This is a genomic window from Epibacterium sp. MM17-32 (assembly GCF_022348205.1).
In the GTDB taxonomy this organism is placed as follows: Bacteria; Pseudomonadota; Alphaproteobacteria; order Rhodobacterales; family Rhodobacteraceae; genus Epibacterium.
Genome location: NZ_JAKRFC010000019.1, coordinates 1 through 18,112 on the forward strand (window position 1 = coordinate 1; position 18,112 = coordinate 18,112).

At 60.6% G+C, this 18,112-nt stretch carries 15 protein-coding genes; 1 reads left to right on the forward strand and 14 read right to left on the reverse strand.

The genetic code is table 11. The features are described 5' to 3' along the window. Positions 1–596: 596 nt before the first annotated feature. Positions 597–1,760, reverse strand: coding sequence for an ATP-binding protein (locus MHM88_RS20785; protein ID WP_008335662.1), 1,164 nt, complete (start codon positions 1,758–1,760; stop codon positions 597–599). A 129-nt stretch (positions 1,761–1,889) separates the two neighbouring features. Between MHM88_RS20785 and MHM88_RS20790 the strand changes: the two genes are divergently transcribed. Beyond that, complete coding sequence (locus MHM88_RS20790; protein ID WP_008335665.1) at positions 1,890–2,183, forward strand: DNA-binding transcriptional regulator; 294 nt, start codon at positions 1,890–1,892, stop codon at positions 2,181–2,183. Positions 2,184–2,191: 8 nt separating this feature from the next. Here MHM88_RS20790 and MHM88_RS20795 read toward each other — a convergent pair whose 3' ends face one another. The 13 genes from MHM88_RS20795 to MHM88_RS20855 all read right to left on the reverse strand — a co-directional run bounded on the left by MHM88_RS20795 (position 2,192) and on the right by MHM88_RS20855 (position 18,098). Continuing rightward, positions 2,192–3,103: a DUF2493 domain-containing protein gene (locus tag MHM88_RS20795; protein WP_009804234.1), complete on the reverse strand. Its 912-nt coding sequence runs from the start codon at positions 3,101–3,103 to the stop codon at positions 2,192–2,194. 298 nt (positions 3,104–3,401) lie between these two features. Continuing rightward, the gene (locus MHM88_RS20800) at positions 3,402–4,448 is read right to left on the reverse strand and encodes a toprim domain-containing protein (protein WP_008335668.1); all 1,047 of its coding nucleotides are present in this window, start codon (positions 4,446–4,448) and stop codon (positions 3,402–3,404) included. After that, a complete protein-coding gene (locus MHM88_RS20805; RefSeq protein ID WP_239368744.1) occupies positions 4,445–8,842 on the reverse strand; it encodes a strawberry notch-like NTP hydrolase domain-containing protein in 4,398 nt (1,465 codons plus the stop codon). The genes MHM88_RS20800 and MHM88_RS20805 overlap by 4 nt, the downstream gene beginning before the upstream one ends. 515 nt (positions 8,843–9,357) lie before the next feature. Next, a complete protein-coding gene (locus MHM88_RS20810) occupies positions 9,358–9,987 on the reverse strand; it encodes a hypothetical protein (protein WP_037931030.1) in 630 nt (209 codons plus the stop codon). Positions 9,988–10,092: 105 nt separating this feature from the next. After that, on the reverse strand, positions 10,093–10,569 hold the full coding sequence (locus MHM88_RS20815; protein WP_037930962.1) for a hypothetical protein: 477 nt from the start codon (positions 10,567–10,569) through the stop codon (positions 10,093–10,095). Between the two features lies 1 nt (position 10,570). Continuing rightward, positions 10,571–10,954, reverse strand: coding sequence for a DUF6878 family protein (locus MHM88_RS20820; protein WP_009804230.1), 384 nt, complete (start codon positions 10,952–10,954; stop codon positions 10,571–10,573). Between the two features lie 80 nt (positions 10,955–11,034). Continuing rightward, a complete protein-coding gene (locus MHM88_RS20825) occupies positions 11,035–11,331 on the reverse strand; it encodes a hypothetical protein (RefSeq protein WP_009804229.1) in 297 nt (98 codons plus the stop codon). 116 nt (positions 11,332–11,447) lie between these two features. Continuing rightward, positions 11,448–11,828, reverse strand: a complete 381-nt coding sequence (locus MHM88_RS20830) for a DUF3768 domain-containing protein (protein ID WP_009804228.1) — start codon at positions 11,826–11,828, stop codon at positions 11,448–11,450. A 126-nt stretch (positions 11,829–11,954) separates the two neighbouring features. Next, complete coding sequence (locus MHM88_RS20835) at positions 11,955–14,126, reverse strand: ParB/RepB/Spo0J family partition protein (protein WP_009804227.1); 2,172 nt, start codon at positions 14,124–14,126, stop codon at positions 11,955–11,957. A 149-nt stretch (positions 14,127–14,275) separates the two neighbouring features. Then, positions 14,276–14,734: a thioesterase family protein gene (locus tag MHM88_RS20840; RefSeq protein ID WP_007120589.1), complete on the reverse strand. Its 459-nt coding sequence runs from the start codon at positions 14,732–14,734 to the stop codon at positions 14,276–14,278. 73 nt (positions 14,735–14,807) lie between these two features. Continuing rightward, the gene (locus MHM88_RS20845; protein WP_232272173.1) at positions 14,808–15,689 is read right to left on the reverse strand and encodes an AraC family transcriptional regulator; all 882 of its coding nucleotides are present in this window, start codon (positions 15,687–15,689) and stop codon (positions 14,808–14,810) included. Positions 15,690–15,741: 52 nt separating this feature from the next. Then, positions 15,742–16,944 (reverse strand): CaiB/BaiF CoA-transferase family protein, encoded by a 1,203-nt coding sequence (locus MHM88_RS20850; protein WP_007120591.1) that lies wholly within the window; start codon positions 16,942–16,944, stop codon positions 15,742–15,744. Further along, positions 16,944–18,098, reverse strand: coding sequence for an iron-containing alcohol dehydrogenase (locus tag MHM88_RS20855; protein WP_007120592.1), 1,155 nt, complete (start codon positions 18,096–18,098; stop codon positions 16,944–16,946). The genes MHM88_RS20850 and MHM88_RS20855 overlap by 1 nt, the downstream gene beginning before the upstream one ends. Positions 18,099–18,112: the final 14 nt, after the last annotated feature.

The window sequence follows — 18,112 nt, forward strand, 5'->3', positions numbered from 1 at the left end:
TCGATGTCGGCGCTGGTGAATTTGATGCAGTTCGTGGTCATTGCTCTTCTCCTTGTTTGCGTTGCAATGATGGTCACCTTGCAGCTGGCCAAGGCCCGGCCACACCGAAGGCGGAGCGCAGCGGAGAGGGGCAGGCGCCGGTCTTTTTGGTCCGCGCGGAATGACCCGCAGGGTCAGGGGAAAAAGATCGGCGACAACCTTTGTGGACGGGACGACAGCTGCGACCAGCATGTCATGCAACTCAGACAAAGGGAGAAGTGCGGTGGCCATGAAGGAAAGTAGGGGAACAGACGAGAGAGATGCCGCAAGGAGTAGGGATTGTCTTCTCGTCCATCCAAACTTCAAGACTCTTCGAAGACCAAAGCCGTCAGATCACAAATCGATGGCAACGGCAGAGCATTCGCCCATCCTTCCGTGGCATCACAGGGGCGTTTGCGTTCGCATTCGGAGATGCAGGCGTCCAGATACCATCGAGTTGCCAGACACTCATCCGCTCTGGTGCCCGACTAATGGCCAGACCTGGCTCTGAGATTCTTCGCGTGTCGCTGTTATCCTCAGACCAATGGAAGTGTCCTGAGCCAGAGATAAAAACGAGGTCATAGCGCGCTCAACAACTCGATTGCATGTGCCAGTGGTAACGCTCGAATGTCCTTCGCGACGGGGACCTCATGCTCACCGGCATAGACCAGGAGCTTTCGGTTGGCTCCAATGTCCTCGGCCCCTGTGTGAAATCCTCTCGAAACCTTTGGTGCAGTCGTCCGTTTGATCTCAACAGCCCAGATGTCGCCGCTTGGCAAACGCAAAACCAAGTCGAGTTCAGCACCGGCCGAAGTGCGATAGAAGAAAGGTTCGGTGCCTAAAGGGGCGGCAGCAAGAAGCGCCTCGATACAGAACCCCTCCCAACTGCCACCGACGACCGGGTGCCCGAGCAAGCCTTCTGTCGTGCCGATGCCCAACAGCGCATGCACGATGCCGCTGTCTCTCACATAGACCTTTGGCGATTTCACCAGACGCTTGCCGACATTCTCGTGCCAGGGCTGCAGGCGTCTCACCAGCATGAGATCGACGAGCAGATCGAGGTAGCGCCCAACGGTCTGGCCGGACACGCCCAATCCCTCGGCAAGGGCCGCGGCGTTCAGAAGGCCGCCCTGGACATGCGCAAGCATCGTCCAGAACCGCCGCAAGGTCGCTGCCGGAATCCGAGGTCCGAGGGCAGGGATGTCTCGCTCCAGATAGGTGCGCAGGAAATCCAGACGCCAGTCCATACTTGCCCGATCGCTCGCGGCCTGAAAGCTGTCGGGAAAGCCGCCGCGCAGCCAGAGCAAGTTCAACTGATCGGCCCCCACCTCGTCAGGCTGCAAGGGGGGCATTTCAACATATCGAACACGACCGGCGAGGGATTCCGCCGTTTGGTGCAAGAGGATATTGGAAGCCGATCCCAATAGCAGGAACTGTCCCGTCCGAAACCCGGCCCGCCGACGCTGATCGATCTGGCCGCGCAAGGTTCTGAAGAGGTCAGGCATCTGCTGCACCTCGTCGAGGATGACGAGTTTGCCCGCCTGTTCGTCCAGATAGAGATCTGGTTCAGTCAGGATTTGCCTGTCCGCCTCACGCTCAAGGTCGAGATAGACAGATGGGCGCTCTGATGCGATGTCGAGTGCAAGTGTTGTCTTTCCGACCTGTCGGGGGCCGAGAAGGACCACAGCCGCTTGGCTCTCCAAGGAAGACTGAACGAATTGTTGGGTCTTGCGTTTGTACATACCTTGCAATTACTCCACGATACGGAAGATTTGCAAGGTTAATCTTACCTACGGCCATAGCTAGTTGCTCAAGCCGAAGTATCTTACTGCCCCAGCAAAACAGCCGTGGCCAAGGAGCATCGACGCAAAATGAGTGCATTCAAATCTGTATCCAAGGGCCTCGAAGAGGCTCTGGCCTTCGCGAATGGCGATTTGGCCGACGCCAAAGTGCATGAAGTGTCCGTGGCGGAGGTCGATGTCGCCGAAGTCCGGCAACGGACGGGCCTGTCCCAGGCCGAGTTCGCCAAGAGCATTGGCGTCGCGAAAGGTACGCTCCTGAACTGGGAACACGGGCGCCGGCACCCGACAGGCCCAGCACAGGTTCTGCTGGCATTGATCGCCAAGAAGCCTTCCGTCGTACAGGACCTCTTGCGCGGGGCGTGAACCGGGGCCTAAGCCCCGATCCTCTTGATGCGGATTCCGAGCTTGCGGGCCTTGTCGACGATGTTCTCGGTGATGCCCGAACCGGGCGTGGCAATCAGACCCTGTGGCATGGTTTCGAGCATCTTGTCGTTGCGCTTGAAGGGGGCAGCCTTGCCATGGCTCTTCCAGTCGGGTTTGAACGCCACCTGCGTGACACCACGGGTATCTGCCCAGCGGGCAGCGATCATCTCGGCACCTTTTGGTGTGCCGCCGTGTAAAAGAATCATGTCTGGGTATTTCGCATGGGTGGCATCGAGGACGGACCAGATCAGGTCGTAGGCGTGATAGTCCCCGCCCGAGAAGGCGATCCGCGTGCCTTCGGGGCAGTGAACCTCGGTCTCCTTGCGCCGCTTGGCCGAGAGATAGGCCCGGCTGTCCACCACGGCGGAGGTGAGACCGCGATGCGAGACCTTGGATCCGGTGCGGGGCAGCCAGGGTGAACCGGTGGCGGCCGAGAAGTGGTCCACGGCCAGATCGCGCATCTGCTCGAAAGCGTCGCGATGGTCCCAGAGCTTAAGCCCGATCAACTGGAGGCGTTCCAGTTCAACCGAAGCGACCTCGGAACCGTCCTGGATGGCCAAACTTTCCCGGACCTCGAATTCGTTATCGTCGAGAAGCTTCTGGATATGGGCAAGCCGGCGATGGAAGATCGAGGTGAGGGACCAGAGCATCTCTTCGAGATTGTCTTCCAACTGGCTGCCGGTGAGGAGGCCGATAGTGGTGTCGAAAAGTGTCGCCATGGCGAGCTCGACCTCGTCAGGCTGGGGCAGGGGGCGATGATCGGTCTCGCCGGGTCCTGGTGTTGCGCCATGAAGTGCGAGGTGGTCGAGGATGGCGGAGGTTACGCCGGTTTCCTCGGGGATGTCTGTCTGATGGGGCATTGTCTGGTTCCTCTGATTGATCTGACCCGATTTGGATGGGGCGATAACAGGACCGGCGGCGACCGGGCCGCATCCGTCAGGATCGGAGCGCAGCGGAGAATGCGCCCAGGGCCGGAAAATTGCTCCCGCGAGGAATGAGCCGAAGGCTCAGGGGAATTTTCTGGTGCGGGGCGCATTGCTGTCCGGGCGAGGAGCACTCTGCTCCGACCCGCCGGTCCATCGCTCCTCTTTTCCAAACGGGTTCAGATCGAACCCGCGGAACCTTTGCCCTGTCGGACGTCACTTATGGGGCTGGCGCTCACCCGTCCTCGATCTCCAGACCTTGTACTTTCATGGCCTCAAGCAACGACCGGCGCAGCGCATCTTTGCCAAATGCCCGCAGATCGTCGTTGAAATCGCCCATGTTTGGCACGAGACCACCACAGGCAATACCAAGCGATTCCAGTTGGTTACGCAGTCTCAGTGATGCGGTTCGTCCCGCTTCGTCATTGTCCCGCGCGATCCAGATACGCTTGATCCCCGGCGGCGGGATGAAGAGGCCGAGATGGGTGGCAGTGAGACAGGAGGCGAGGTCAAACTCGGAGAGAGCCGTGCCGACCGAGAGGGTGTTCTCGAGACCTTCACCGACGATGAGATCGCTGCGCGCCTTGCCGGACCAGAAGCGGATGGCATGGCCGTGCAGCTGTCCGAGGATCCGCTTCGGGCTCTCGATCTCGGCCAAACCGCCGGTGGACGGGTCGAGATAGAAGCGTGCGCAGCCGGTGATCTGGCCCCGATTGTCGGTGATCTTCGCGAGCAGGGCAGGGGCCCTTTGCGGCGGATCGGCGTCGTCCTCGCCCTGCCGCAGGAAAACCCGCGGGTGATAACGCAGCGCCGGACCCAGCCGTGTGATCCCGCGCCCCTGCAGATAGGTGGCAGCCAAGGTGCCGAGAACCGGCTTGCCAGCGGCAAAGAGCTTCCGCGCCCGCGCAATGCGTTTGCTAGAGGCAGCATCGGGGCACTCAGCCCTTTGGGTGTCACAAGGTAAGGAAGGGCAGGGGGCCTCGCCGAGAAAGGACCGGGCCTCCCTCAGCGTTTCCTTGAGCGTGACCGAACCAAGCCGTTCATGCATCAGGTCAATCAGATCGCCATACTCACCGGTCGCGAAATCGGTCCAAGATCCGGCTTTGCGCCCACCCTGAGCTTGCAGCCGGATGGCGAGGCTCTGACCCTTTGCGCCCGAAGTGTCGCCAACCTGCCAATAGTTGCCCTGCTTGGACCCCTCGGGGAAATACTGGCGGCAGAAACTCTCGGCGCGGTCTGCAAGATCAGCCGAGAGGTCTGCGATGCTGCGCCGCGCGCTCATGCGGCTGCATCCGCTGCGCTTGCGCCAACCGGATGCGCGGCAAGGACCCGCGCCAGCACCTCGGTGCAATCCACCGGGATGAACACCCGCGTCTTCCACTGGATCACCTCGGTGAAACAGCCCAAGGCCTTCAATGCGGGCAGTGCCGCGCCCGACGCTCCGATCAGCTCGAGCCTCGGCTGTCCCATGACCAGAGAGCGACGCAACTGGTAGCCCCCAAGCAGGCTGAGGGTCGTCTTCGCGTCCATGACCGCGCCGAACACCTCCTGCGGCGTCATCTCAATCTGGCAGTCGAGACCAAGGCGCGCATAGACATTGAGAAGCTGTTCCTGGCTGACCAAGCGGCCGATGGCGCGCTCCCCGTCCTCGGTCTGCAGACGATAGATCCGCATGTTGTCGGCGGGCAGCCGGTCCCAGATCGGCAGGAGGAGGCCGCAGATCAGCGTGATCTTCGATGTAGTGAACTCCGGCACCGCGTCGACCTCGGCCTGCCAGAGCTGCTCGAACATCGCATCATCGATCTCTTCCCAGTGCGACTTCGAGAACTCGGTCAGCGCGAGGATTTCGGTCGCCATGGGCCGCAGGAGCTTCACCCGCAAGATCGGCACGCCATCCTCGTCCATGAAGGCCGGCGCTTTCACCATCAGGGCCGCGCGTTTGGAGGTCTTGTTCCAGCACAGCGTCGCGCCTCTTGTGTCGGCGCAGATGGCTTTGACGCGGGGCAGAGTGAGCGGATCGTTGCGATCGATACGCTCCACGGTCAGCGCAGTTGCCGTCGCGCCCGTCGCCTCATGCTCGAAGATGACCTTGCGATCAACGATCTCAAACTTCTCGGCGCGCAGGGTCTCTAGCCCGACATCGAGGGTGCCTGCCTGACGCGCGTCCTCAATTATCGCCGAAAGAAACCCGCCGAAGGCCTCGAAGATCGCGTCCTGCATGTCGATGCGGAGCGCGAGGCAGCGGTTCAGGAACTGCTGGATCGGCGGCAGGGTTTCCTTCATCGTGCCATCCGCCTCATCGAGCGTCAGCCCGGTCATCTCCTGGAACCTGGAGTAGGAGCAGGCGTCGATCTTGCCCGCGCGCAGCTTGTAGAAGAACTGCCGCAACGCCGCTCGTGCATAAGGGCTCTCGAGGTTGTCCTCGGCGCGGAACATGTTCTGCCCACCCGTCTCGCGTTGCCCCTTGGTGATGGCCCCGAGCGTATCGAGGCGGCGGGCGATGGTGGAGAGGAACCGCTTCTCACCCTTCACGTCTGTGGCAACGGGGCGAAAGAGCGGCGGCTGCGCTTGGTTCGTGCGGTTGGTACGCCCCAGCCCCTGGATCGCATTGTCGGCTTTCCAGCCAGGCTCAAGCAAGTAATGCACCCGGAGGCGCTGGTTCTTTGCACCAAGATCGGCGTGGTAGCTGCGCCCCGTGCCACCGGCGTCAGAAAAGATCAGGATGCGCTTGGCGTCATCCATGAAGGCCTGGGTTTCGCCGAGGTTGGAGGAGGCGGCTCGGTTCTCGACCTTGAGCCGCCCTTCACGCGTCCTCGCGATGCGCCGCTTGCGCCCCGTGACCTCGGCCACCGCATCGCCCCCGAAATGCCACAGGATCTGATCGAGCGCGCCCTGCACCGGGGCAAGGGCACCGAGATGCTCGACAAGCTCATCCCGCCGCCGCTCCGCCTCACGGCAGATAATCGGATTGCCATCACCATCGAGGGCGGGACGCGAGCGTAGGTCGCCGTTCTCGTCGGAGTAGGGCTCGAAGAGCTGCGTCGGGAAGCTGTGCATGAGGTAGTCCATGATGTTCTCGCGCGGCGTAAAATCGACCTGCAGGTCGTCCCACTCCGAGGGCGGGATCTCTTCGAGGCGCCGTTCCATCACCGCCTCGCTGGTCGAGACCACCTGAATCACGGCCGAATGCCCCGCGGCCAGGTCCGCTTCGATCGCATGGATGAGCGAAGGGCATTTCATGGCGGTGATGAGATGATTGAAGAAACGCTGCTTGTTGCTCTCGAAGGCCGAGCGCGCAGCGGATTTCGCCTGGGGGTTCAGCGTACCGGTCTCGGAGGAAATACCCGAGGCCTGAAGGGCGGCCTCCAAGTTGGTGTGGATGATCTGGTAGGCATCGGCATAGCTGTCATAGATCGCGATCTGTGCGGGCGTCAGCTCATGCACCAGCATTTCGTATTCGACCCCGGCATAGGAGAGGGACCGCGCAAGATAGAGCCCGAGCGCCTTCAGATCGCGCGAGATCATCTCCATGGCAGCAATGCCCCCGGCCTCCATCGCGGCAACGAACTCGGCCCGCGTCACGAAAGGGAAATCACCCGTGCCCCAGAGCCCGAGACGGGAGGCATAGGCGAGATTGCCGACCACCGTCGCGCCGGTCGCTGAGACGTAGAGCACCCGGGCATCGGGAACGGCATTTTGCAGCGCGAGGCCAGCAAGGCCTTGTTGGGATGCCTTCTTGTCGCCGCGGTCGGACTTTTCGCCGGCGGCATTCGCCATGGCGTGGCTTTCGTCGAAAGCGATGACCCCGTTGAACCCCTCGCCAAGCCAGGACGTCACCTGATCGAGGCGGGAGGCTTTCCCGTCGCGTTCAGCAGAACGCAGGGTGGCATAGGTGACGAAGAGGATGCCCTCTGGGAGACGGATATCGCTCCCCTGGCGGAATTTCGAGAGCGGCACGATATCGCTTTCACGCCCCCCAAGCGCCATCCAGTCGCGGCGCGCATCCTCGATGAGCTTGTCGCTCTTCGAGACCCAGACCGCGCGGCGTCGTCCTTGCAGCCAATTGTCGAGGATGATGCCCGCGACCTGCCGGCCCTTGCCGCAGCCCGTGCCATCGCCGAGGAACCAGCCCTTGCGCAGGCGAAAGGCGCCTTCGTCCTCCTCCGCCGCTGCCATGAGCTGGCCTTCGATCTCGCCGCGCTTGAACCAGCCCTTGAGATGCGTCTGATGCGCATTGCCCGCGTAGATCACGCTTTCGAGCTGCGGCGCAGAGAGGAGACCGTCTCGAACGAGGGTCTTCGGCAGAACGGGGCGGTAGCTCGGCACGGGCGGCGGCACCGAGGCCATGGCGGCGGATTGCACAAGTGCTGTCGGATGCTCCGCCGCGCCGTCGATCCGGATCGCCTGCAGGTCATAGACCTCGTAGACCGTGTCCTGCAACGTGCCATAGGGTTCGCTCCAGGCTTTTGGCAAGTAGTCGAGCGGGGCCGTCTCGATGTCGTCGAACGGATGCTTCGCGCGTTCCTCGGCGAGCGCACGGGTTTCTTTGCGTGCTGCGTTGCGCAGGGCGTGGAGGTTGGTGCGGGTCGGCTGAGACGGGACCGAAAGGGCCGATGTGGTGGGGCAGGGCGGGGGGCTGCGGCGTTCCGGGCAATGGGCGAGTACTACGGAGAGAAGATCACTCGTGGTCGCGCAGATCGGATGATAGGCGGCGTCAATATCAGCCGGTGCGGTCTCTTCAGCACCAGCCGCGCGCTTATCGATTACCGTCAACCGCGTGTCGATCGTGGTGCCATGCCGTGCGAAGACCTTGCCGTCGATGGGGGCCGAAAACACGACATCGGCGCTCTGGCCGATCCGCTGAAATGTCGACTGGAAGGATTTCAAAGAGGGACGGAAGCTTTCGCCGGTGATGACGACAAGCCGCCCACCAGGCGCGAGGCGTGCCAGGGCGGAAAGCACATGCTGACTGGTCGCTTGCCTAAACCGGCCCTCGACATGGTTGGCAGCGGAAAACGGCGGGTTCATCACCACGACCGAGGGCGTGATCGAGCGATCAAGACGATCGTCGATCGAGGCAGCATCGTGGTCAGATACGGCGGCATCGGGGAACAACTGCCCCAGTAGGGCGCGGCGCGTGTCGGCAAGTTCATTCAGCGCCAACCGTGCACCAGCGATCTTTGCAAAGATGGCCAGCATGCCCGTGCCCGTCGACGGCTCGAGCATCAGGTCGTCGTCCCGAAACCCGGCGGCCTGCGCGACGATGGCCGCGAGGGGCAAAGGCGTGGAAAACTGTTGCAGACGGATACTGTCTTCGGAGCGGCGCGTGTGAGACGGGGCCAGAGCCGTGAAACGTTCGATCATGGTGAGGAAGGCCTGCGGCGACAGTGCCTGACGCTGCATCAGCGCGCCGTAGCGCGAGAGTATAAGGATTTGGGCGACCTCGGCCGCCTCATAGGCGTCTTTCCAGACCCAGGCACCACTTGTGTCACTGGCACCGCAAGCATCTTCCATCGCGGCGCGAAGTGCGGCGGCGTCGATGGACCTGCCTGCCTCGAAAACGGGGACGAGGATTTTCGCAGCCTGCATCAGGTTTTGGGCGAAGCGTGGGGCATCCGGCAGGGCAGGGGCTTCGGGCTCGGTTGCAAGTTGGACGGAATGGGGGTGAGCGTTCATCGGCAATCTCCGGGGTTGAGGGTTGGCCCCGAGCCCCGCGTGCACTCTCTCACCCGGGAGGGGTCACCCCTCCCGCCCTGTCTCTCACTCTTTCATGGCCTCGAAAACTGAAGTCTTGGCAGCGAAAACTTATCCACAAAATCTGGGGATGACGCTGTGGGCGTTGTCGCGCAAACCCATGCCAGGCTGCTGGGACACGGCCGTGCCTGCATTTTGGGCACCTCCAGCGAAACGGACCCGACACACAGCAAGCTCGGGGACCGAATGGTCAACGAGGAGAAATCGCAAGAGCTCAGAATGGGGATCTGCAAATAAAAAGGCGACATCCGGGAGGAGGTGGATGCCGCCGATTATTCCGGATCGGCTCAGGGAGGAGGAGAGAACCGATCACAAGAGCGAACATAGGAGCAATGCTGCAGTCGCACAATGGGCGGGCTATGACTTTTCTGCAATGCAGCAATGCATGTCCGCGATCGGGTGCTGCCCATAGTTCCGGTGTGTGGCGGCGAGTTATTCTATGGATATGCGGTCAATGCACCGGTCGCGGGTGGCGCATGGGGATCGGACCGAGGAACGGCATTCCGCGCCTCCGGCAAACAATGCGTCTCATAGGCGCCAACAAACCCCCAGCAAGCGTCGATCTCCTCGCCACCCTGTTCGACGATGTAACCATAGACACGCCCACCAAGGTAAGAATCGTAGTCGGCGGTCTCACCACGTAAGATGTCTACAGCCTGTTCGCGCAGGGCCTTGGTCACGCGTTTTACACCGAATTCCTTTCGGACCGCTTCGAGCGTCACGTAGACGTAACCGACCTGCCCAGAATCCCACGGGCAGTGGAACCCGACGGTGTTCATCGCGAGACCGGAATGGTCATAGAGAAACACAGGCAGAATGATTGCCTTCCGCTCGGCGCGGTCCCGCAGACGATCCATCGAGAGATCGCTCTGATCCGAGACGCCCGCAAGATCGCGCAGGAACGCCTCAGGGCTGTCGTACTGATGGCTGTCACCCAGCCGATAGCGGCGGTGCCAGCAGATCAGCGTACCGAGGTTGCACCACTCTCGTGGGTCCTCAGCGTCGGGGTCGTGGTAGATCTTGATCGTGTGGCCCTGGTGGACCTCCTCGTAGACGGGATCTTGCATGTCCATGTCCTTTCTCGAAACGCAATCGACCCGCCAAGCCGGTTGTGGCGCAGGCGGGTCGATCTGGATGGGATCAGATGGTTGGTGAGTTTGCCGCCCGGCGGATCAGGCGGCGGCGCGATTCTGGCGATGCTGGACGTGCTCGACAGAGACCTTGAGAAGCCAATCCTCAAAGCCAAGAATGGTCTGGTGACCCGCAACCGCCTGGACCCAGGCCGCACGCGGATCGCTGCCGATCTGCGTCGGGTCGTTGTCGATCCGGCCATTGGCCATCCACGGTTCGGGTTGTATGCGTCCGAGCCAGTCAGCCAGTGACGGGATACGCCCCTGGCAGTCTTCGCGCACATGCTGCTCGCCGATCCAGCGGATCGGAACGACCCGGCCCGCGCTGTTGATCAGGCTGCGACCGAACACCCGCTCGGCATCATAAATCCCGACCGTATGATGTTTTTGGGCTCTGTGAACAAAGAGACCTAGGTGCTCTTTAGATGAGTCAAACCAGTCATGCACATGTTGGTAATCATCTGGAACACCGCCAAATCTACGGGCCGAGCTTTCGGCGTGGTGGAGAGGATGTGCCATGTCAGAGCCCCTCATGTTCTGTGGTGTCGGTCTCGATGAAGCGGTTCGAGTGGCTGACATCGATCTTGTCCGTCTCGAGCGCCCAGGTCAATTCGCCATAGCCGCCCTCGTTGTTTTCGAAGCCAGGGCTCAGCGCATAGGCAAAGTCCCAGCCGAAATCTTCGACCCGTCGCCGCAGCTCTTCTGTCAGGGTAATCGTGTCAGGCGTCACGACGACCTCCTCGACATTGCCGGAATCGCCATAGCCTTCATATTGCACGTCGAGGCCGGTCACGCCGAGGCCGCGCAGTTCGGTGAGAAGCGCCGCGCGGGTCTCGACCCGCTGTTCGGCTGCCCGTCTCTGGGCTTCGAGCATCTGCGCGTAGAAATCATTTGCTTGTGTCATATCTTCGGTCCTTTGGAATTGAGGGAGGGTGAGGGCGACCGTCTTGCAGGCCGCGCCCCGGAGGTTTCCTTTGGGGGGCTTCAGGCCGCAGCGTCGCCGCGTTTCTCAGCCGTCCGGTCAACCAGGTTGAAATACAAATTCTCGGTCGCGCGCTTGAACCCCGGCGGTTTGCGCGGAGCGAGGCAGCGCACCGAGGCGCTGCAGCTCTCGCCGTGCTCCATCGCGAACTGCGTCACTTGGTCGATCAGATCATCCATGCCCGCGGCCTCGATGCGCTTTTCGGGGTAGTTCGCCAGCATCTGGAACTGGGTGACGACGAAGGCGCCATCGCGATGTGCGGGATAGAGGGTGATCTGGTAGTCGAGTGTCTTGGCCATCTCTGGTCTCCTGCGGCAGGCCGGACACGATCATCGCGCCCCTTGGAACCCGCCAGCCCGAAAGGACCGCCCTTTGTGCAAGGGCGATCCGTGGCGATGTCGGTGAAAAAGGGGCGTCAGTATTCCGACGGCAGAAGCAGGGTCAGGACCCGGCGCGTCTGATCAGGATCGGAGGGCTCAGGCGAGCCATAGGTGTAGTCGACGTCGTACAGGTCGATCTTGAACCAGACCTTCGTGCCGTCGAGGTCGATGACGCCCATCTCGTGCCATCCTTGCGGGTCGCTGTCAGCGTTGAACGCGTCAAATGAAGCCACGCTGCGGGTGAGAGCAAGCTGGGCATCGGGCCCAAGCGCTGCAACGCCACGGGTCATCACGAACTGGCCCTGCGGGGCATCGGTGACGAGGATATTGCCAAGGATAGAGCGACGAAAGGCGTCATTCTGCGAAGCGACGAGTGCGGCTTCCTTAACGGGATCGAGGTCAAGTGTGGTGGTCATGGGATATCTCCGGGACGGGCCCGCCGATCCGATATCGGCTGTTGGTAACCCGTCAGCCGGAAAGGGCCGCCCTCGATGTGAGGACGGCCCAAGGCTCATGTCGTGATCAGGTCAGCGTGCGGCTCGTCAAGCCGCATCCTCGCTGAGGAAGGCGGGCAAGGACGACGGTTCATCGCTCTCGGCGTCGCTCAGAGAATCTTCGGCGGACACATCCCCCTCCTCGGTCTCCGGCGCTTCGCCTGCCATGTCGGCAACAGCCTCCGCCGCACCGGCAAACACCATCCCGTCGGGCAGCCAGCGCGTCGTCCTGACAACCGTTGCGGCGTCGAACCCTTCCGTCTCGCCGGCCGTTTCCGCGAAGGCCCGCTCCATCGCGGCCGCGATATCGCCCTTACGCTCGCGATTGCGATCTTCGGCGTAATCGTCGCCAATGAGCTTGCGCGCGGTAGCGACCGCATGCCCCTTGTTGACCCGACCCCAGTAATTCTGAGCAGTCGGGCGCCAGCAGGCCGCCACATCGACGTCAAGACGCGCGCCGATCTCCTCGATGATCGGGGAGGGGCGATTGTCGGAGGAAAGCTGCGGCTTGACTGCCAGACCCGTCGCCCAGGCGAAAAGCGCCTGCTTGGCGGCAATGGGCAGCGCCGACATCGCCCGGAAGTTTTCGGGCTTCTCCAGCGTAATCCAGTCGGTGGCGAGGCCCTGCTCCAGCGCCTCGAGCATCTTCTGGGCAACAGTATCCGAATGCAGCACCTCGCGGTTCTGCGCCTGGAAGGGCCGGATCGAGATATCGAGCGCCTCGTTGTTGTAGGACCGCCCCAGAGCCTGCTCGCAGAGCGCGTAGAGCATCGCATCGAACGCCACCTCGAAATCCGCCGCCAGATGCGCCCGAAGGATATGCTGACGCGTCGCGCGCAGATCGTCGGCGAGGCTCGCCGAAATCCCGTTCGCCTTGCGCAAGGTCGCGGCCGGGTCGGAGGTGGGCACCGGTGTCGAGGAGGTTGGCGGCGTCACGTTCGGGCGGACAGGAGACGGGGCATCACCCGCGTCAGCACTATTTTCGCTCGGGACGACCGCAGCGGGGATATCTTCTGGCCGCACGAGGCCTTTCTCGACACGCAGCGCGCCGTCATGACCGATGGTCAGAACCACGCCCGCGATGGCACGATCTTCGTCCGCGTAAGGCTGCCGTTCGCGTTGCAGGGCCTCGATCTCGCGCAGGCGCGGCTCGATGGCATAATATTCTTCCGTCTCCGCGTCCGTCCAGTCCTCGCCGTCATTCTTCGCCGCCAGTTCTTCCTCGCGCGCAATGAGACGTTCTTCTTCGGTGAGCAGGTCCGGATCGGGGTCGATGTCCTGCGGATAGACCCGCCCGAAGCTGCGAAACGCGCCGTAATCCACCGAGAGATGCACCTCGACCCATTTCCACGTTCCCTCGAAGGTTTTCGCCGCAGCCTGCAGCTTTTCGATGGCGAGACGCTCTAGGAGTTCGGGGTTCTCCATATGGGCGCTGGCGCGGTCGTCGAAGAGATCGCGCAGCAGAACACCACCCGCCGCCTCATAGGCCTCAATGCCGACAAAGCGCCCGATGGCCGAGTTCGCCGAATGGGCGGTCTCGGTAAGATGGCGTTTGATGCTTTGCGGATGGATGTGATAGCCGCCCTTCACTGCGTTCCAGACCGCCAGCTGGCGATCATGGTCGTCGGTCAGTGTGAAAGCCATCACGCATTCAAGGGTCAGATCACCCGCGCGGAACTGCTCGATGATCTCGGGCGCGACACGGGCGAGTTTGAGGCGGCGGCGCACCAGGTCGACGGAGACGCCGAATTTGAGCGCGATCTCGTCTTCGCTGCGGCCCTCGGCGATCATCGCCTCAAAAGCCTCGAACTGGTCGGCGGGGTGCATCGCCGCGCGCTGGAGGTTTTCAGTTGCAGAAGTAAGGATGGCGTTGCGCTTATCATCGACGAGGCAGGGCACGGGGTGATCGGCGGGGATGACGCTGTCCTCAGCGAGCTGCTTCAGCGCCTTGAGGCGACGACCGCCGGCATCGACTGCAAAACGTGTCTCTGACAGCGCATGAACCACCAGATTCTGTTTAATTCCGGTCTCGCGGATACTGACGAGGAGCTCAGCATCGTCGCTGGCGCTGGCCGCAACTTTTCGAACGTTGAGCGGGCTCGGCTCCAACTGGTCGAGCGGGATCATCCGGATGTCGGTCCCGCCGCCAGGCACGGACAACTCAGTGGCTTCGGTTTTCTTCGCAGTGGCGGGTTTCGGGCGGGTTGTGGTCTTGGCCATGGTCAGGGTCCTTGTCACGCCGGACCCGGAAGAGCCTCTCTCTATCCTTTCAAGCCCGGCACCCGGGCTTCCCTTTCTCTGGCTTTTTCTTGTGTTCCCTTACATGAGATCGTTTTGCACAGGCTTTGCTGTCTCCAAAGCCTACAGGCCTAGCTCACTGTTTGATTTTCCGAACCCACTTCCGCGAGCAAAATCTGCCGAATTGAGCTTTCAATTTTGACTTTACCAAATGTTGAAGCATCTCGGAAAACTGACTTCGTTTCGCATTCGAAGCAAATCAAGTCATGCTGACGGCCGACAACTTTTAGACCAACTGAACTTTCCCCGACATGGACCACATAGACCTCGCATGCTAGGTTCGCGCCTGCTTTCACCGGCGCATGGAATTGTAGGTCCATAGAGACAAAAGGCATGGCCGTGTTTCTTTCCGTGAGTAGAAAAAGCCAGCCCCGGCCTGAAAGCAAATCGTCCCAGAAAGTCTCGATCGCTTCCAGCGCGAAATTCGTAATCCGGCCAGTAAAGGCGATTCCCAGCTGGTCACAGTCGCCAAAGAAAATCCTGCGTTCGAAGGCAAATCGTGGTTTAAATTCTGTTTCTGGTACATTCATTGCAGCGTTACGGGCTCAACATTTCTTTGTCTCTGGTGCGTGACAGCGATAGGAAGGAATAGTTTTCCGGTCATTATGCCATGCGCCGGAATTCGGCGGGGGTCGCGCCTGTCATTTTTCGAAAAGTTCGACTAAAATGACTCTGATCTGCAAAACCGCAGTCAAGCGCGACCACTTTCAGGGGGGCATTACCCTTTCTCAGCATCTCCTGGGCCTTCGATATTCGCTTGCGCAAAACATATGCATACGGTGCCAACCCAAACTCCGCCTTGAACTGACGCGAAAAGTGAAACTGGCTGAAACCGATAGATGCGGCCATGTCTTCCAGACTGAGGTTTTCACCTAAGCAGCTTTCAACGAGATCGATGATTCTCTGCCTTTGAGCAGGGCTGAAGTTCGAGTTTGCGTCGCTGGTCAAAGAGACCTTGGCGTACTGACGCAGAAGGTGAACGGCGATCTGGATGCGCAGGGCGTCGATGATCAATCTCTGGCCGATTCCACCGTTCTTTAGCTCATTCTCTAGCAATTGGATGCAGTTCAGGATACAGGGGTCCTTCGCAGACAGACAATCATTGATCTCAATGGACTTCGGGTCACGATCAAAGACCGAAAGGGCCGTGTTTTCGAGTTCACTGTGACTGAGATAGACGTGTCTAACCGTGATAGGCTCGGACCAACTCCAAGTGGATTCCTCTGCACGCGTGAGCAAGGAAATCCTACCTTTCTCTACGCGCGCGCTTTGCCATGGGCCGCCACTCGTGCGGCGCATAGTGGTTGGCGCGCCATCATATGCAACAATCATATAGTCGCGCATGGGGGGAATTGCCGCGTCTTGTCGCTCATAACGATAGCCCTTCAGGGTAATGCCGTTCCAGTTGCACCCGGAACTGTCCAACGTAGTCGTGCCGGGAATCCATTCGGGTATCCGGTCCGGTGATATGAGCAGTCTTTCCATCTTGGCCTCCCTGAACTTTTTCACGATCGTCCGCTTGAGCTGAAATTTCGGCTTAGGTCGTCTCGCGCATCCGCGGTTCTTCTCGAACGATATTCGCTTGAGTCAATCTATCGATTTCAGCTTCTGTCAGTCCAGCCTCGCTAAGCAACTCCCTACTATGCTGCCCGAAGCGAGGCGGTGCCGCGCGAACCGCTCCGGGGGTACGCGACAAGCGTGCTGGCACGCCGGTGCCGCGGTAGGTGCCAACTGATACCACCATGCCGCGATGTCGGGTGTGTGGATGCTCCAACGCTTCATTCACATTCCGAACGACTCCGGCGGGAATCCCAGCTTTCAAAAGCACCGGCTCAAGTTTGAAGGCGTCATGTTGCACCAGGCACTCTGACAAGACCTCTGTCATCTCTGACCGATGCGCAAGACGCGCGGCATTGTCGGCAAATCGTGGATCGCAGGGCACCTCAGGTAGGCCAAGCACGTCACAGAGTTTTGCGAACTGACCATTGTTACCGATAGCCAGATAGAGTTTGCCATTACTTGTTTCGAACATGTCGTATGGTACGATATTTGGATGCCCATTGCCGGTCGCCATTGGTATCTGTCCGGACATGAGGGAATTAGCCGCTTGGGGATGCATCATGCTGATCGCGCAATCATATAGCGGCACTTCGATGGCTTGGCCCAATCCGGACCGGCCCCGTTCCAAAAGTGCGGCGAGAATAGCGTTACAGGCGATCAGACCGGTGCCGATGTCCACGATGGGCGTACCCATGCGTGTCGGGCCTTCGGAGGGATTGCCGTTGATGCTCATGAGGCCCGTCATAGCTTGTACCACGGCGTCATAGCCGGGAAAACCGCCAAGTGGGCCATCGGAACCAAATCCAGTCACATGGCAGAGTACCAGTCTAGGAAAACGTGCCCTGAGAACATCAGCATAACCAAGCCCCCATTTTTCAAGAGTACCAGACTTAAAATTGTGAACTAAAACATCCGCATCCTGAAGAAACCGCAAAATCAGGTCGCGCCCTTCCGGTTGCTGCAGATCGATAGCGATGGACCGCTTGTTGCGGTTGGCGCCAGAGAAATAAGCGCTGAGTTCATCATTGAAAGGCGGGCCCCAACTGCGGGTCTCGTCGCCCAGAGGCGGCTCCACCTTGATGACCTCAGCGCCATGATCCGCAAGCATTTGGGTGCAGTAAGGCCCGCCCAGCACGCGGCTGAGGTCGACCACCTTGATCCCGTCCAATGAGCCAGCCATCAAAGCGCCTCCTGATAGAGGCGCGACACATCTTCGGCTGTCATGTCGCGCGGGTTGGTCTCCAGCAATCGCGTGATACCGGTCACGACCTCATTAGCCATTCCGGGAATGGCTGCCTCGGTCACTCCGACACCAGAAAGTCGAGACTCAAGTCCGCTTTCGACTAGCATCCGTTCCATCTCGTCGATCAGGCCATGGGCCGCAGCCGCATCAGAGTTGAAAGGCCGCGAGGGCAGTAGTAACCGCGATAGACGAGCATATTCAGCTTCTGCAACGGGCATGTTGAACCTCATCACTGGTCCTGCGACCAGAGCGTTTGCGTGCCCGTGAGGAACCTTGAAACCTGTTCCAAGTGGGTATGACAAGGCATGAATCGCCCCCACGCTGGCATTAATGAAGGCCATCCCAGCCAGTGTCGCCCCCAACAGCATGGCCTCTCGCGCTGACAGGTCCGAAGGCGTTTCCATGACGATTGGTAAGTTCTGACCGAGAAGCACCAGCGCTTTGTCCGCCATTCCATCGGAAATGGGATTCTTTCTGGTGCGACTGGTTACTGCCTCAATGGCGTGAACCATTGCGTCTAACGCCGTGGCCGCTGTGATGTGACGAGGCATTCCCAATGTTAGCTTTGCATCTAGCAAGGCAACGTCAGGCAGAAGCTGCGGTGCATATACCGCTTTTTTTTCGTGGCTTTCCGAAGTCAGCACGGACACCCATGTTACCTCTGATCCGGTCCCTGCCGTGGTTGGCACCTGGATCAGTGGCAAGCGTTTATCGGTGACCTGATTAATCCCGATCATGTCCGTAATCGGTTGATCGTTGGCTACCGCCGCTGCGATGACCTTGGCAGTGTCCAGTGAACTGCCGCCGCCAAGTCCGATGATTCCGTCAGCACCAAAGGCCCGCGCGACCTCTACCGCGGCCTCGACGACAGCGATCGGGGGGTCCGCTTCGACTTTATGAAAAATCTCAACCTCGATGCCAGCAGCCCTAAGTGAGGCGGCTGCCTCGTCCGCAAAACCACAGGCCAATATGCCCGGGTCCGTCACGACCAGCGCACGGGTGCAAGACAAATCTTGCATCAGGCTGCCGATCCGGCCAAGCCCACCGCTCTCGCAGACGATCCTCGGGGTGGAAAGGAAATTGAAGTCCATAGTTTGTCTTCGCT